Origin of the sequence: Aerosakkonema sp. BLCC-F183, from assembly GCF_041929145.1 — a bacterium.
Classification (GTDB): domain Bacteria; phylum Cyanobacteriota; class Cyanobacteriia; order Cyanobacteriales; family Aerosakkonemataceae; genus Aerosakkonema.
This window is the reverse complement of sequence record NZ_JBHFNU010000078.1, coordinates 1-15000: the sequence shown is the minus strand read 5'-3', so window position 1 is coordinate 15000 and position 15000 is coordinate 1. Positions and strand designations below refer to the sequence as shown.

Here is a 15000-nt window from a genome sequence, read left to right as displayed (position 1 = left end):
TTATATCACCTCCAAAGCACCGTCGTTGATTTTTACTCCTGCCATACATTTTAAACCCATGCCTGCATTAGCTTGAATGTTGCAACTAGAATTGGCTTTAACCTCGAATTTGGAATTGGCTTTAATTTCACAATTTTGCTGAGTCTGAATGGCTAAATTTTTACACTTGATAGAAATATCGCCCTCGCTGCTTTCTATACTAATTTTACCTTTAGCTTTAATGGTAATATCCTTTTCCCCTTCGATACTAATGGTATTATTTTTTGAGTCGATCGCAATTTGATTTTTTTTCGAGTCGCAGATGATAATCTTCTCTGCGTTTTCCGTATCATCTAGAACAATCTGATGACCGCTACGGGATTTAATTATCCGCCGATTGTTTTTGCCATCGCTCTTAGGTTCAGGTGGTTTATCTTTACCATTCCATAGCCCGCCCAAAATATAAGGAGATGAAATATCACCGCGATCGAAAGCTACTAACACCTCATCATCGACTTCAGGTAAAAAGTATATTCCCCATTCTTTTCCTGTCATGGGAGTAACTACCCTCGCCCAATAACTTTCATAATCTTCGGATAACAAAGGAAATTTCACCTTGACTCGCCCCAATCCCTCCTCATCTTTGTTATTGGTAACGATACCTACCGTTACGCCGTAAAAGCGATCGCTTCCCTCATTTGCATCCTGTAAATAAGAAAATAGGTTCATTCCCATCATGCCGCATTCCTCCTTACCGAAAATTCTGTACGATATCCTAAATTTTGCGAATAAATATGAGTTACTGAAGTCAGATAATAAAGACCGCTAAAACGTTTACCCAATCCCGTTATTTCGATAGTATGACCTACCTGCAATTCTGGATTACCCTGACAAATTCCTTCACCCATGATATAAGCTAGAGCCATATCATTATACTGTCCTTTAGCTATCTGTTCTGCTTCCGCTTGACTTAATACAGACTCATTAATAATAATATGACTGGCTTTTCCAAAAGCTCGATTTGTATTTTTAGGCCCACTCGTAGCACCTTTCATCGTGGTGGTTTCATCCCCAGCACCTGCTTTGCCAACTAATGCTTTTTTCTGCTTCACGTCCCAGCTATGTACTTCAATTTGCCCCACTTGACTCATCGTACTCAAACGAGGCGAAAATTCAATTAGATCGTCGCGGCGATTAAGAGTTAGAATTTTTTGAGTATTATTCTGATGCGATCGAAAGTGCAAACTTTTGCCTTCTACCGCCACCTCATACCCAATACGTCTAGCCCGTTGTTGGAGAAATTCTAAATCAGTTTGGTTGGCCTGCAAAACATATTCCAATTTTATACTGGTATCTTTAACTTTACAACTAAGTCCTTTTTCTCCAGCTATTTTATTAGCAATATCGCTATCTTTCATTTTAGCAAAAGAGCGAGTTTTACAATCCCTTAGCAAACGATGGCGCAAGTCATAACCGCGTACCACTAGAGTAGGACTTACTGTTTGCGAAAATTCCGGTTCTAATCCGGTAATTTCGGCAACAATTAAAGTTTTTAAGTTGTTACCGTAGCCTATTTGAATTTCAACTAACTGTCCGATATCAAACAGATCGCTATCTACCCAAGTAATTTGATTTTTTACCAAATTCCAGTTCGCCAAATTCAGGGTAAACATGGCTGGTACATCCAAATCTTCAGACACCGTTACTGAGAGTAAATCCGCATTTGCTTCCATAGGTAAGCGGTTGCCTTTAATCAGGACATTCAACTTGGGAACTAATGATTCGACTCCGCTCAGTTTAGGCATTATCGTTATTGCTTCCTCTAAGTAATACTATTCGCTCGCCTTGGCGGTATTGTCAAACGCTGACCGGGTTTTAATAAACGCGGATTATCAATTTGGTTTTTTTTGGCAATCAATCGCCATAGAGTAGGGTCATTATATTCTTCGGCGGCGATACTGCTGAGAGTTTCTCCTTGCTTAACAATCCGAATCGGGTCGTCAATTGGGTTTTCAATCTTTTTCTTTTGTGTGGGGTCTTGCCACTCTTGAAAATTGCAACTCAATTTAGCAGCAACGGGTGTTCCATCTTCTAAAAAGTGCGTGAGAGTTTTAGTTAATGATTTGAGAATTCCTAGAGGTAATAAGATATTTTTACCCCAAATTAATTGACATAAGGGGGGTCTTTCATTTTTCCCAATCAGAGTTAAGCTGTAAATTTGCTTGGTGTAGTTTTGAACGTTTTCCGGTGGATATTTACCTAATATGGTGGTATCAAAAAACAACTCAATGCTTAAAGTCGCTGGTTCGCGATCGGCGACTAAACCTTGGCCAGGATCTTCACGCCAACCTGTTTTGCTAATTGCAACTTGGTTCGGATTGAATAAGACTCGTATTTCTTTGTTAGGTATTCCTTGAGTTTGGTCTTCTATGAGAATTTTTAGTTTTTCTAGCGCCATCGTTTTTGTCCTCTTCGCTCGCTTTCGATCGCAATCCGTCGGATTAGTTTACGCTCTACTTTGTCTGCTAAACTATCTAGGTCTATCTGAGTTTGGCTGCTTGTCTGAGTAGGAGACGAATGCTGTGCTTGTATAGCCGCACTTGCAGAACTATTGGGCAAACTGCTGGCAGAATTGTTATTAGTAAGATGGGTAACAGTTCTGGCGATCGCAACTTCAGTCGGTTTTCTAGGTTCTGCATTTTCTTCCAAATTATATTGTTTATTAACTAAATCCTGTCCGCCATTATTTGCTACTGTTTTGTAGCTTGTTAAGGGAGGAATAGATAATAAAAGTTCGCTGTCCAATCCCTGCCAATTAGGAACTATATTTTGTGTCACTAATGGTTGTGAAGTTCGTTTGTTGTATTCCGAAACTTTTGCGCTCAATTTTTCTTGATTTTTTAATAACAAAGTTGGAATTTTGGTAACATAAATCGAATCTTTTACCGTCGCTCTATCAACGTCAGTTGTCAAGTTATGGTCTACACTTACTTGGTTTAATAAAGGAGCAGTTCGCTCTGCTTGTTGAGAAATCGACTTAGGCATTAGCTTAACTAGAGGTAGCCTTGAGTCGCGATCGCTGATATCTGGAGATTGAATGGGCGAGTCTAATTTAGCTCGAACAACAGGCAACTCGTTAGCTGAGATTTTGGATAACTCTAAATTAGAGGTTAAATTCCTCGAAGTGGTTAAGCGATCTGGCTGCAAATTATTCTCTAAATTTCTCGAATTTGAACCAATATAAACCAAAGATTCTGTTTGCCCTTCGTTTCTACTATCCATTAGCAAATCTGACCGAGGAGCTATATCTAGAAAGTCAGATTTACTGTTCGGAATAAATTTGGCTTGAATAATTGAACTGTCTTTTTGTTGTTTTATCGGGATAGATAAAGCCTCTGGAATAAGTTCATAAATGGGGTTTTGTTTTTGTTCCTTTACTTTACTCATCTGCAAGCTTTGCTGAGACAATTTATCAATCAAATTAGATTTACTACCTGGAACAAATTTGGCTTGAATAATAGGTAATTCTTTCCGATGTTCATTCGAGATAGATGAAGTTTCTGAGAGATTAAGTTTTTCCCTATTATTTGGAAAAGGATGAGCGTAAACGAGAGGGATATCATTAGCTAAATGAGTGGTGACATTAGACCAGCGTTCATTGATTTGTCCTAATAAAGGTAGTCGTTCGTTGAGTTGTTGCGATCGCGCAATAATCGCTTCTGCCAAAACAGAAGTATTAATCAAACCGGGCTGAACTAAAGGACGTAACAATCGCTGTTGCAATCGCCTATCAATAGTATCTTGCCAAGTTAACTGTTTAGTTTCTGATAATTCAATTTCAGACATAAGCCAGACCTTAGCGAGATTTGCTTGCAGGTATATTAATACCTTGATGAATTAATTCCAGTCTTTCTAATGCTACCGTACCTGCATTAGTAGCATTGAACTGAGGCCCTATCCACTTCACCGGATAAGCATTTTTAAAATTCCAATGCTTCACTATCTTGTCTTGGCGATCGCGCAACATAATCGTACCATTTTTTAACTCAATTTTGCCCAGTGTTGTTGCTTGATACCAATTCCAAAGCGTGTCGTTATCTGTCATTCCGCAACTAAAAACAAGGTTTGAATATCGAATTCGCCTGGGAAATTGGTGAGTATATCCGTTCGCTCCTCCTTCTTGGTAAGACTCTAATTCTATTTCGCTTTCTAACCCGCTAACTTCAGTAAATCCTCCTGTTATTAATCCCTCAATTTCAACCAAAAAATTATACGCCATATAAGGATTAGTGCGAATTCCGGTTCGATTATTTGCCACAAGTTTTTACTCCTTTATCTAACTAAGAACTAGACCCGAATTCGCCGTTGAATTTCTGATTGATTCGCATAACTTCAGCAACCCACTGCTGTCTTTCTCGATGTTCAAATGTCATAATTTGTTGGTAAGACCAGTGAAAGTGATAAGCAATGTAAGCTACCTCCTCAAGCAATCGTTCTGAGGGGTAGCGAACTACTCCCCCGTTGGCACAGTTTCTACTTGAAATTCTCCTTGACAATGAGGACAAATAACCAAAAAACGAGTGTTTCCGTTTTGGTTAATGCGTTGGTAGAAATCTTGCAAGTAAACCAAATCGGCAGAAAAGAGGTTTTCAATCATTTTCGGATTGATATGTTGCACATCTCCCAAACTAACGATCGTTCTCGATAAAAGAATAATCACCAAATAACCTGGATTTGATTGCACGCGAGGATCTCGCAAGGGGGCAATTTCGTCATAAGCAGTAGCTAATCGCATCGTTCCTTCTCGATGCAGGTTGCCTTCTGGGTCTATATAGCCTTGAGGTAAACTAAAAGGGAATTCTGTCTGCGGTATCATTGGAGAATTTAAACTTACGACCATTTATCAACACTAATGCCTTCATGGGCAATTTCTAAAGTTTCAACGGCCACTTCATTAGAAGTAGCATTAAAGTCGGCACCAGACCAAGTTACAGGCCAGCAATTTGTTAAATTCCAGCGAATTTTTTCTGTACCTATTTCATCTAAAAGAACGATAGATATATCTTTTCTATACTCACCACCTTTCATTGTGTCTTGTCGCCATTTCCATAATTCTTGATTATTGGTGATGCCTCGTTTGAGAGTGATATTGTTATAGGTTACTAAACCTGGTAGTTTTCTTACCGTTGGCGGATCGGTTCCTTCGCGATACTCGGTGGGAGTTTGGGTGGAATTGAGTCCGGTACATTCTCGAAAACCAGCATGGATAATGCCATTCCATTCAACATAAAAGCGATAACTTAAATATGGATCTGGTTTGTGGGGAGCTTTAACATCTGGCATGGTGAATTCTCCTGTTTTGAATTATTAAGGTTGAGCCGATCGCGTTGCGTTAACTCCAGCAGTTCCGTGAATTAGGCGAACGACAATAAATTCATTGGGTTTAGTTGGTGCTAATCCAATCTCCGTGACAACTTTTCCCATATCGCGCATTTCTGCCGGGTTGGTTTCGCTGTCGCATTTGATGTAAAAACTTTCTTGGGAACTGCGTCCTTGCAGTGCGCCTTTTTGGAATAATGATTCAAAATATGTGGTTAATTCGCGTTCAATTCGCATCCACAATTTGAAATCGTTTGGCTCGAAGACAACATCTTCTAAGTTTCTTTCTATCCAGCGACTAACGGTTAAGAATAATCGCCGGACGTTAATATATTGCCAATCTGGATCTTGGCTTAAAGTGCGACCTCCCCAAATGCGAATTCCTCTACCTTTGAGGACGCGCAAGTAGTTTATGCTTGGTTTATTTTTTGATTTGAGCGCATCGAGGGCATCGTTGGACAAGCGATCGCTCAAATCTAATACTCCTTCTAAGGGGTAATTGGCTGGAGTTTGGGGAAAACCAAAAGTGCGATCGCTTTGGGCGTAAATTCCAGCAATATGACCGCAAGCCGGAACTTTTATAATTTCCCGATGAGCTAAGTCAAAAACTTTAATCCAAGGAAAGTACAAAGCACCGTTATTGCTTTGCAGCCGCTTTCTTTGTTCGTCTATTTTCTGTTCGTCTATTTTCTGTTCGTCTGTTTCATCCGAAATAACATCAAGAATCGCAAAGCGATCGCCCATTTTTTCACAATGTTCCAGAACCAGTTTCTGCATCTGTATCACCTGTTCTGATTCCGAACTTGTCATAATATCTGGAGTACAAACCAAATCAATAGTATCGAGAGATTCTATTGCCGCGAGTCCTTGTTCCAGTGCTTCTTTTTGGTTATTGTGCAGCGAAACCACATAGCAAAGACGACCTCCATTTTCAAAAAAACCGCGCACTGCATGAGCAAGGTAACTGTTAGGTGATTGCTTGCCGAAAATTTGCTCAAATTGAGGCCAAAACTTTAATTTTTTTGGTTGCTCGATAGCAACATCTCTACTTTTGGCATCTTCAGCCTTCGTTACCCCCAAGAACACTGGCACTCCAGTAATTAACTCTGGCGCTGGAACTGGGAATTTTTCCTCCAAGTAAACACCAGGTGTTTTATATGGTTTATACTCCTTCAGCATCTTAACTTCCCCACTTAAAACAGCTATTATTTACCTGGCCCTGCCCACTGGCTAAGATTGAATATGACAAACTCTGCTGGTTTGACTATAGCCACACCAATTTCAGTTACAACCTGTCCTTGTTCGCGCAATTCAAGTGGATTAGTTTCCTCATCGCACTTAACGTAGAAAGCTTGTTCTGGTGTATTGCCGAATAAAGCACCGTCACGCCAAGCGATCGTCAAAAAAGCAGTTACGTTACGACGGATTTTTGCCCAAAGTTCGGGAGAATTTGGCTCAAATACTGTCCACTGTGTTCCTTTGTCAATGGATTTTTTCAGATAATTAAATACGCGACGGACATTGATATATTTGAACTCGCCATTTTTATCGCCTCCAATAGTGCGTGCGCCCCATACCAAAACATTGTCGTTAAGTTTGCGGATGCAATTGATTCCTTCAGGATTCAGCCCCTCTTGTTGGTTTTTGCTGATATTCTGCTTGAGTCCCAGCGCTCCTAAAATAGTTTCATTCGCAGGTGCTTTATGAACGCCTCTTTGTGCATCTACGCGAGCATAAATTCCAGCAATGTGACCGCTTGGTGGTACATATATTAACCCTTCTTCTAGTCCTTCTTCTAGTTTATTCTTCACTTTTTGAATTTTTGTGGCTGGGTCTAAAACTACAATCCAAGGGAAGTAGAATGCAGCATAGTTAGAGTCACCGGGCTTTTGGCCTTTAATCTTCTCGATCGTATCGTTTTTATGACAATCTAATATTGCAAAGCGATCGCCTGTTTTCTGCTGGCAATGAGTGATGATAGCGCTGCGAACCGCTGCACTGGTAATTCCTGGCGCAGCAACAATGGAAATTTCATCGATCGCTTCTAACTTCTCTAAGAGAGAGTCTCTAATGTCAGCTTTATCTTTGACTCGCATCACATAACAGCGAGTTCCCCCGTTGTTAAAAAACCCATAAACTGCATGAGCTAAATTGTTTTGTTCTGGATCTGTAGAAAAATCTCCAAAATATTTTTTGAACTCATTAAAATTGGTACACAGCTTCACTTCTCCAGATTGTACGGGTGTAAAAGTTGGAAAAAGTTTTTGGTAATCGACAGTAATAGTTACATATTTTAAGTTTTTATCAGAAAATGATTTTTCTAAGTCACTTTTAGGTATAGTGAGTTGGGATCTCGTGCCCGATGAGCCACTTTCTAGTTTGACATTATCGATCTTCGTTACTTCTCCATTGATTTTGATTGTAAATGTACCTTTTTGGGTGTTAACAAAGTAACTTTTCAGTTCAAAGTTGTTGCGCTCTGGGTAGCCTGTTAGCTTATTGTTACTGCTATCAACATCAAATTTACCAATTTGCTCATTATTAACTTGGTTGGCTAACACTCTATACTTAATTGTGAAGTTACCTTCTGGAATAGTTGAAACATTTTTGAATACAATTTCGGCAGATCCTGTTCCGGACGGTTTTTTTATTCCAACATCGCCTGTTTTCAATTCATTGTTTTCAACCGTGCCATTATTTAACTTACGGTCGCCAACCCACACTTCCCAATCTTCACGCAGCTTCTCACCTGGGTAATTTTCCCACGGATATGATACCGATTTACACTCATACTCAATTTTTACTTTTTCTGTTGCAGTAATTGTTCTATCTTTAGTAAATTGGATTATATATTCGTTCATCCCATTGGTAGGAGGCGTAATTTGAAAATGTTCTACCTGATTTAAGGTTTCATTTTTGATATTAATTGTAAAATTTTTAGGTTGTCCTTCAATTTTAATAGTGGGTTGCCATTTATATATATTTTTGTTTGGCTCCCCATCAGCGTTAAGTATCTGTCCTTCTAGATTTTTTTTATTCAAAGTTGATAACTCTTCTTGAGTATCAATGATAGGTGCAGTAGGAATAGTAATATTGTCTGGTATAACACCGATAAAAGCAGCTATGCTAGTTCCAACCCCTACAATAGGAGCAGAGCCAGAAGGAATTTCTTTTACATACACACCGGGAGATAGATACGTTGCCATTGGAATTACTCCTTTGTTGAATTGAACTTAATTTCAAAATATTACAGTGAACTTGTGTCAAAAAATTTGACTTGATTTACGATTTCGGTTGAGGCATTAATACGAAATCTAAGGTCGTGTTTGGGACACCCAGATTTAATTTTATCTCCTTGAGATGCTTATAATTGGTTTTGTAGACTGTTAATTCATAGTCTCCATCGGGCAAGTTTATAAAATAAAAGTATCCGTCAATACCAGTTAGAGTTCGGTCAGGACGCTGTTGCATCTTTTCCCAATTCTTACCATATTGGAGAGCGTGCAAATCCAGCCAGTTTTTGAATTTGTCTGGCATTTGGGAAATCTTTACTAAGACCCCAGGAATTGCTAACTTAGTGTCAGCATCTATAACTTGCCCAGCGATCGCTAATCTATTTTTTGTTTGTTCCTTTGCTGACATAATTCTATTCTACTAATTGAGAATAATTTACGAGCGACTCCTGCACGAGCCTTCCAGCTTCCACAGGTTTATGGACATCGAGTGCGATCGTCACAGTATAGTTTAGGATTGCTTTGGGCTTTCCTCCCATTGCCTGCCAAAATTCAGCCCAATTTTGCGATTGAGGTGGACGCAAAGCACTTGTTCGCAACGGAGGTTCTTTTCCTTTAAGACTACCTTGCAAAAACTCATTTGGGATTTTGGGGTAGCGCATTAGTACCTTCATAACTTCACCCAAGTAACGGTGTTCATCTTGAATTTCCTTAGTCTTAGACCAAACTGTAATTAAATAAGAACAATCAACTCGTACAGGAGGCGGATATTTGTGTGCGATGCCATTGCCATTACTTTGTCGCTCAACAGCCCACTCATTGCTGCGTAATTCTAAGTTTTCCCGAATGTCATACAGAAAAAGGTTAATGGTTAGTTGTTGAACGCTACTAGCAAACTCGTTATCAGATGCGGCAAAACTAATTGTTACTGAGTCTCCATTAGATAGTTTAGGAAGTTCTTTTTTGATTAATTCTTCAAGCGTTTTATCTAAGTCTTGAAACATTATCTCCTCTGTATTCTCATCTTTTTTTTAGGAATCTAATTTCATGCGTGTTAGTCAGCCAAAGCGAGTAAAAGCGATCGAACAGTTTAACCGTAGACCTACTATTGCTACTGGTACCGGAACACTGCCGTATTGCATAGCGGATGAGAACGCTTGAAACCTTGAATGTTCGCATTTTTGATTCTGACTCTCCGCTTTGCTACAGACTATCAACATAGAGCAAGTCGGGTTTATAGACTTTTAGCTCTCAAATGTTGCTATCAATTCTGATATAGCAGGTTGTTGAGTAAGGGGTGTAAGATGGAAGTAAAAAAATGAGTTAACTAACAAACATAGATAACCTAACATACCTCCTTACACAGATGTCAACCGTACCGCATCTGTCCAAAGATAAATAATTTAGTTTTTTTATAAAGAAACTTGAAGAAAAGTTGTTGAGGATTACGGAATTTGGGTTCTGGCAATTTTGCTGAAGAGAAGCAATAAGCTAGAAGGTAGACGTGGTAAGGGTTAGAGGGATGTAGTACCCGGTATGAGGAAAAAGTAGAACTAGCCTGTAGAGGCAGCACTTTTGGAAAATTGGCACTCAGACTACCAGATAGAAACAGCCAGAGGAAAAGCTTGCCGGATGTAGTACAGACTAGAGAAGGAAAAACCATCCCATCCGCGATCGCTACGAGGTAAAAAACCAGAGAAATGAGAAAAACTATCAATAAACATTCAACAGAACAAGATAAAACGACGTTGAAGTAAAGGTAAACTAGCGCGGCCATATATTTGACGCTTGAGCATCTTAAGACGATTGACCAAATACTTCGATAATATGATTGGCACAGCGATGAACGATTACCCCAGGCTTTAGTTCGATTTGAATTAACCGCACGCCATCAACCATCGTCTCTGCTACCACATGATAAGCAGTTATCCCATCGCTATATTTGAGCTTGACCCATTTCCCAACCAAACTTGTTTGCCTGGTTGTTTCTAGACTTTGGGTAGAACAGTTAGTTGATGGGTCTTGACGTTCACTTGGTACAACTCGATTGGATTGATTTACATTTTCCAACTCTTGTTCCGTATACCGATCGGTTCCATCCTCAAACCATACATCATCAGACTTAGAATCATTGGGGTCATCATTGATACCGCTAACCTTGCCAATGAGATGGGGATGAGATTTAACAACTACCTTCTCTCCAATTTGGAATTGATACTCCTTGGCTGCTCTTTGGCCAACGCTTTGTTGTTTCAATCGCTTTAGCTTAGATAAAGTTTCCTCATCTAACAAAGGACACACCAACTTCTTCCAATTATCTGGTAAACCCAAACGCCGTGCTTCTGACTCCACGGCATCACGATCGCCAACTGTCTGTACTGCCTGGAGCATCTGGACAATTGAGTTAAGGTTCGTCTCCCAATTACCCTGAACACCTTGCTCTGGCTTGATTGTGAGCTTTTGGGGAGATAGTGGATCGGGTGGATCACCATCTTTATTGGTACTTTGGCGATCGTCATGAGAAAAAGTTTCTGAGTCAACTAAATTATTTTTGGTTTCTATAGCTAAAGTTTTACCCCGATCCAATTGATCCACCTGATCCACCCGACTCAAAGTATTGCTATTGCTTGATTTGGGAGATTGTGCCTCCACCAAGTAAGCCGATCCATTAGCTGATCCACCATTACAATTAGCTACCAAGTTAATTGAACCCAATGACCCTAATGGACAAGGTGGATTACCGCCACCCTTGTCGCCACCACCACCGGGGGAATCAGGAGGGTCAGAGTTCCAGAATTGCTCGAACTCAAACAGCCCACCCTCAACACACTTGGACTTATGACAAACCCAAACAGGTTCGATATATTGATTTGATGATTGCCCTTCCTTCTGGGAATCAGCGATATTAGAGAACGCATTTTGTACAAAACTAATATGTTGCCAATGAGCAGGAAGTATTCGGCGTTTGCCTTTAACCATTGGCGACCACCGACGCTCTAATCGATGCTTGGGAATAATAGTTTTGAGATGAGCAATAAATTTAGGTGCTGATAAAGGTTGCAGTCCATGTTCCTTACACAAAGCCGCATAGCAACTATGCAACGTAGCATCATCCACATCCCCTAATTCCGTAGTAGGACGCAATCCTCGATCGACGAAAAACTTCACGCTATCAGCATAGATAGAAGCTTCGTATCTTAAATCGATGAGTTGTTGGCTATTAGAATTAGGAGTAAGTAAAATCGCATCCCGCTCGTTAGGTTCCATTGCCAATGCCCAACCGATAATTTCACCAATCGCTGCTTCTAATTGTTTCTCTAAACTAGGGTCAATCGCACCAACCCTTTCTTTCGTTGGTAACAAACGACAACGCCTATCCCAACCATCAGCAGAGTTTTCTACTTGCAAATGATTCACTGAAGCAATGATAAACCGAGTATTCCACACCTTCTCGTAAGCATGGGATTGATACAAAGGACGACCGCTCATTGCCCCATTGTCTACTAATTCATAGAAAGCATTGGTTCCTTGCATGAAACCTTTCACGTCAGGCAAAGCAAACAAACGCGCCCCTGTTAAATGTTGGTGCCGTCCTTCAGGAGTAGCTAATTCGGCAAAGCTAGATGAAGAACGATAACCACCCAATCCAAACATTTTTCCTAGCAAACGAATAAATGTACCTTTCCCCGAACCTGAAGGGCCAATCAAATGCACGAACCAACTATAGGTGGCAGTCGGGTCGAGATAGCCAGCAAGATAAGCGCGAATGTAGGGTAACATCTCTTCCCCAAATGCTTGGTTAACATAAGAATGGAAGACAGCAGGACATTCGGCATTCTTGAGATAATTGTAGGGAATATGCCAAGTGAGATAATGTTCTTTGGAGTGTGGCATTTCCTCACCATTCCTCATGTCAACGGTAACATTGTTGAAGGCAACTAAATGATGATTATCTGGTGGTTTGCAATACAAATGTTTGCGGCTGTATTTAAAAGCAGACTCAGTATCTTTGTGGTTTTTGAAACAATAGTCTACTTCATAACCAAAATCTTTCGAGTATTTTAGTTTGTACGCTTGTTCGCTCCAAGCACAAGCTAACTCGTAAACTTGGGCATCCTCAACCGCTTGCCATTGAGCTTCACCTTGGTATTGGTAGAAAGCGGAATCCATCACTGCCCAATTGCCTGTTTTAGCTCCTAGTTGACGATAAACGAAATCATCAAAGGTGGATTCGTTAATTAGATTATTGTAATCTAACCCAAAAGATTGACAAACTTTCCCATACTTTTGGTAGCGATGTTGCAGATAGTAAGGTTCGGCATTGGCTGTACGTTGTTGGCGATGTAATTGTTGAAGAGTCTCGCTCAAGAAAACACGCAGGTTTTGGATACTTACCTTAGTAAATTTCTTCAAATCATTGAGGAAATTCTCTTGCTCAAATTTACCCAATAATTCCGCAGCTAATCGAATCGCTCGTTTGATTGCTACATCCAACCATTTTTTAGGAATCGTGGCAAACTTTTGTACCCAAGCAAGTAGTAATTCTTTGGGAGTATAGGCATTCTTGATTAACTTTTGGTAATCTTCCTTGGTATGTCCTGCTTTAAAGAATTCGCACAATCCGGCTTTCGGTTGTCCAGGAATTTCGGGGATGAGGTTAATTTTGCCCTTGAGCCATTGACCGCAGCGAATCAGACTCACCATCACATTGGGATTCGTCCAACCATCGGAATCGAAAATCGTCGTGATACCCGCACCTTGGGGTAATGCTTTGTAATGAGACACCCCAGCGATCGCTGCTGTGGGAACATCGCCGTGTAAGCTACCCGCTTGGGCATCTTTGAATCCTTCGGTAACGGCTTGGGAATTGGCTGGGAGGTATGCTTGGGCTTTCGCTTTGCAGGGAGTGAGGTATTTGGCAATGGAACCATCTTCTCGCTTGATTGGGGTGTCAAGGCGAATTTGCCCAAATCCATCGGTAAACGGGAAGTAGATGCCACTGCCGGAAATCCATTTTCCTTGACTCCAGACTTTGAAGCCCATTTCGATCGCTTCGGCTTCGCTGATGCTACGAACTCCCATCGACTGCAATAAATTGATGTGGCTGGTGGTAAATCCTTCGGCGTTGAGATGGTCGATGTGATGGGCTAAAAGTAAAGAAATGTTACAGTTCATGGGTAGACTCCTTACGGTGTAGGGGATTCAGGAGTCGGAGTCAAGCGGTGGAATGAAGAAAGCTTTGGCTCTTAAGAAAGGTTTGTCGATCGAGTGAGCCTAAAAAGCATGACAAAATTCCGCTGCCACAGTACGATCACAGATAAAAGCCGCCTAAAGCTTTTCTGTGATCGTACAGTTTTAGGACTTTCGTTAAAAAGTCTTAAGACTCCGATTCTTTATTTAATCGACGCCCCTGCTCAACTGAGTGGGGGTGTTGGATTTTGGGGGATTGTTGGCTCATTAAAGCAGTCTCATCAGTAATTCCTCCTTTGGTAATTAACAAGGGTTCTGGTGGTAAGTAGGATGTAATGGTTGTATGGGATACTTTCTTGTTCGTAAGCTTTCACAGAAGTGCGATCGCTGTGACTGACCACTTTTATCCGCCATACCGTATCCAGCAAATAAATCAATATTTTAGATCGACTCGCAAGCCTATCCCACTCACCTTTCCTTTGAGGGTAAACAATAGACAGGGCACCAAGAGTGCCAACAGCTGTACGCGACTGACACCAACCCCCTATCTTATCAACCAATAGGCTATCCATTAATCGCAAATAACTTAACAAAGTTAGCAAATGTCGAATAACAAATTAACTGAGCGAGGAAAGAGAGGCTAAAAAGCTTGCTGGGAAAGGGATTGAGCCAAGGAGATGCCTGCCAAGAGAGATTAACAAATTAAATGCACAAATTTTAGCTATCCATTAATCGCAAATAACTTAACAAAGTTAGCAAAATAACTTAACAATTTTAGCGGTGGAAAAGCTGAATTTTTCGTTAAAAGAGTGGAGAAAAAGAAGATTTAGGCCAGGATGATTTACAAAAGTTAAAGCAGTAAGTGGAAAAAACAGCAGATGTCATGTATAAGGAAAAAAGTGTCTGTATACAAGAGAAAATAGAAGAAAAAGGAAATCTAAAAAGGCCAAAAAAATGAGTTGGGCAGCAGAAGAACTCAAAGCAGCAGAATTAGGAGACAAACGCCGAAACAAAAGACTAATCAAAATAGTAGAAGACCTGGCATCCAGCCCAGAAGAAAGTATCCCCCAAGCATCGCGAGACGCCGCCGCAGTGCAAGGAGCATACGACTTCTTCGACAACCCAAGAATCAAAGCATCAGACATCCTAGCAGCCCATACAAAAAGCACCATAGAAAGAGCCAAACAAAACTCATTAGTACTAGCCATCCAAGACACAA

15 protein-coding genes are annotated in these 15000 nt (G+C 40.5%); 1 reads left to right on the top strand and 14 read right to left on the bottom strand.

Going from position 1 to position 15000, the window contains the following annotated elements; all coding sequences use genetic code 11:
- The 14 genes from ACE1CD_RS23245 to ACE1CD_RS23180 form a co-directional block, all read right to left on the bottom strand.
- A complete protein-coding gene (locus tag ACE1CD_RS23245; RefSeq protein ID WP_374826386.1) occupies positions 1-717 on the bottom strand; it encodes a phage baseplate assembly protein V in 717 nt (238 codons plus the stop codon).
- Positions 714-1784 (bottom strand): phage late control D family protein, encoded by a 1071-nt coding sequence (locus ACE1CD_RS23240; protein WP_374826385.1) that lies wholly within the window; start codon positions 1782-1784, stop codon positions 714-716. Before ACE1CD_RS23240 ends, ACE1CD_RS23245 begins: the two co-directional genes overlap by 4 nt.
- Before the next feature lie 17 nt (positions 1785-1801).
- Positions 1802-2437, bottom strand: a complete 636-nt coding sequence (locus ACE1CD_RS23235; RefSeq protein ID WP_374826384.1) for a LysM peptidoglycan-binding domain-containing protein — start codon at positions 2435-2437, stop codon at positions 1802-1804.
- The gene (locus ACE1CD_RS23230) at positions 2428-3825 is read right to left on the bottom strand and encodes a hypothetical protein (RefSeq protein ID WP_374826383.1); all 1398 of its coding nucleotides are present in this window, start codon (positions 3823-3825) and stop codon (positions 2428-2430) included. The genes ACE1CD_RS23235 and ACE1CD_RS23230 overlap by 10 nt, the downstream gene beginning before the upstream one ends.
- Positions 3826-3835: 10 nt before the next feature.
- On the bottom strand, positions 3836-4297 hold the full coding sequence (locus tag ACE1CD_RS23225) for a phage tail protein (protein WP_374826382.1): 462 nt from the start codon (positions 4295-4297) through the stop codon (positions 3836-3838).
- Between the two features lie 22 nt (positions 4298-4319).
- A complete protein-coding gene (locus tag ACE1CD_RS23220; protein WP_374826381.1) occupies positions 4320-4535 on the bottom strand; it encodes a DUF6760 family protein in 216 nt (71 codons plus the stop codon).
- Entirely contained in the window at positions 4490-4855 is a 366-nt protein-coding gene (locus tag ACE1CD_RS23215; RefSeq protein WP_374826380.1) for a phage tail assembly protein, read from the bottom strand. The genes ACE1CD_RS23220 and ACE1CD_RS23215 overlap by 46 nt, the downstream gene beginning before the upstream one ends.
- 14 nt (positions 4856-4869) lie before the next feature.
- Positions 4870-5322 (bottom strand): phage tail protein, encoded by a 453-nt coding sequence (locus ACE1CD_RS23210; RefSeq protein ID WP_374826379.1) that lies wholly within the window; start codon positions 5320-5322, stop codon positions 4870-4872.
- Between the two features lie 24 nt (positions 5323-5346).
- Positions 5347-6537: a phage tail sheath family protein gene (locus ACE1CD_RS23205; RefSeq protein WP_374826378.1), complete on the bottom strand. Its 1191-nt coding sequence runs from the start codon at positions 6535-6537 to the stop codon at positions 5347-5349.
- Positions 6538-6563: 26 nt separating this feature from the next.
- Complete coding sequence (locus ACE1CD_RS23200) at positions 6564-8564, bottom strand: phage tail sheath family protein (protein WP_374826377.1); 2001 nt, start codon at positions 8562-8564, stop codon at positions 6564-6566.
- Positions 8565-8640: 76 nt separating this feature from the next.
- On the bottom strand, positions 8641-9000 hold the full coding sequence (locus ACE1CD_RS23195; RefSeq protein WP_374826376.1) for a carboxypeptidase-like regulatory domain-containing protein: 360 nt from the start codon (positions 8998-9000) through the stop codon (positions 8641-8643).
- A 4-nt stretch (positions 9001-9004) separates the two neighbouring features.
- Positions 9005-9595 carry a DUF4255 domain-containing protein gene (locus ACE1CD_RS23190; protein ID WP_374826375.1) on the bottom strand — a complete coding sequence of 197 codons (591 nt, stop codon included), beginning with the start codon at positions 9593-9595 and terminating at the stop codon, positions 9005-9007.
- Positions 9596-10388: 793 nt separating this feature from the next.
- A complete protein-coding gene (locus ACE1CD_RS23185; protein WP_374826374.1) occupies positions 10389-13766 on the bottom strand; it encodes a hypothetical protein in 3378 nt (1125 codons plus the stop codon).
- Positions 13767-14062: 296 nt separating this feature from the next.
- Positions 14063-14218, bottom strand: a complete 156-nt coding sequence (locus tag ACE1CD_RS23180) for a hypothetical protein (protein WP_374826373.1) — start codon at positions 14216-14218, stop codon at positions 14063-14065.
- Positions 14219-14735: 517 nt separating this feature from the next.
- Between ACE1CD_RS23180 and ACE1CD_RS23175 the strand changes: the two genes are divergently transcribed.
- Positions 14736-15000: transposase DNA-binding-containing protein (locus tag ACE1CD_RS23175; protein ID WP_374826372.1), on the top strand; the 265-nt coding region annotated here is incomplete at its 3' end.

What these genes read in the sequence shown, in the direction of transcription:
- ACE1CD_RS23245 (WP_374826386.1), bottom strand. Translation starts at nt 717, where the DNA reads ATGATGGGAATGAACCTATTTTCTTATTTACAGGATGCAAATGAGGGA.
- ACE1CD_RS23240 (WP_374826385.1), bottom strand. Translation starts at nt 1,784, where the DNA reads ATGCCTAAACTGAGCGGAGTCGAATCATTAGTTCCCAAGTTGAATGTC.
- ACE1CD_RS23235 (WP_374826384.1), bottom strand. Translation starts at nt 2,437, where the DNA reads ATGGCGCTAGAAAAACTAAAAATTCTCATAGAAGACCAAACTCAAGGA.
- ACE1CD_RS23230 (WP_374826383.1), bottom strand. Translation starts at nt 3,825, where the DNA reads ATGTCTGAAATTGAATTATCAGAAACTAAACAGTTAACTTGGCAAGAT.
- ACE1CD_RS23215 (WP_374826380.1), bottom strand. Translation starts at nt 4,855, where the DNA reads ATGATACCGCAGACAGAATTCCCTTTTAGTTTACCTCAAGGCTATATA.
- ACE1CD_RS23210 (WP_374826379.1), bottom strand. Translation starts at nt 5,322, where the DNA reads ATGCCAGATGTTAAAGCTCCCCACAAACCAGATCCATATTTAAGTTAT.
- ACE1CD_RS23205 (WP_374826378.1), bottom strand. Translation starts at nt 6,537, where the DNA reads ATGCTGAAGGAGTATAAACCATATAAAACACCTGGTGTTTACTTGGAG.
- ACE1CD_RS23200 (WP_374826377.1), bottom strand. Translation starts at nt 8,564, where the DNA reads ATGGCAACGTATCTATCTCCCGGTGTGTATGTAAAAGAAATTCCTTCT.
- ACE1CD_RS23195 (WP_374826376.1), bottom strand. Translation starts at nt 9,000, where the DNA reads ATGTCAGCAAAGGAACAAACAAAAAATAGATTAGCGATCGCTGGGCAA.
- ACE1CD_RS23190 (WP_374826375.1), bottom strand. Translation starts at nt 9,595, where the DNA reads ATGTTTCAAGACTTAGATAAAACGCTTGAAGAATTAATCAAAAAAGAA.
- ACE1CD_RS23185 (WP_374826374.1), bottom strand. Translation starts at nt 13,766, where the DNA reads ATGAACTGTAACATTTCTTTACTTTTAGCCCATCACATCGACCATCTC.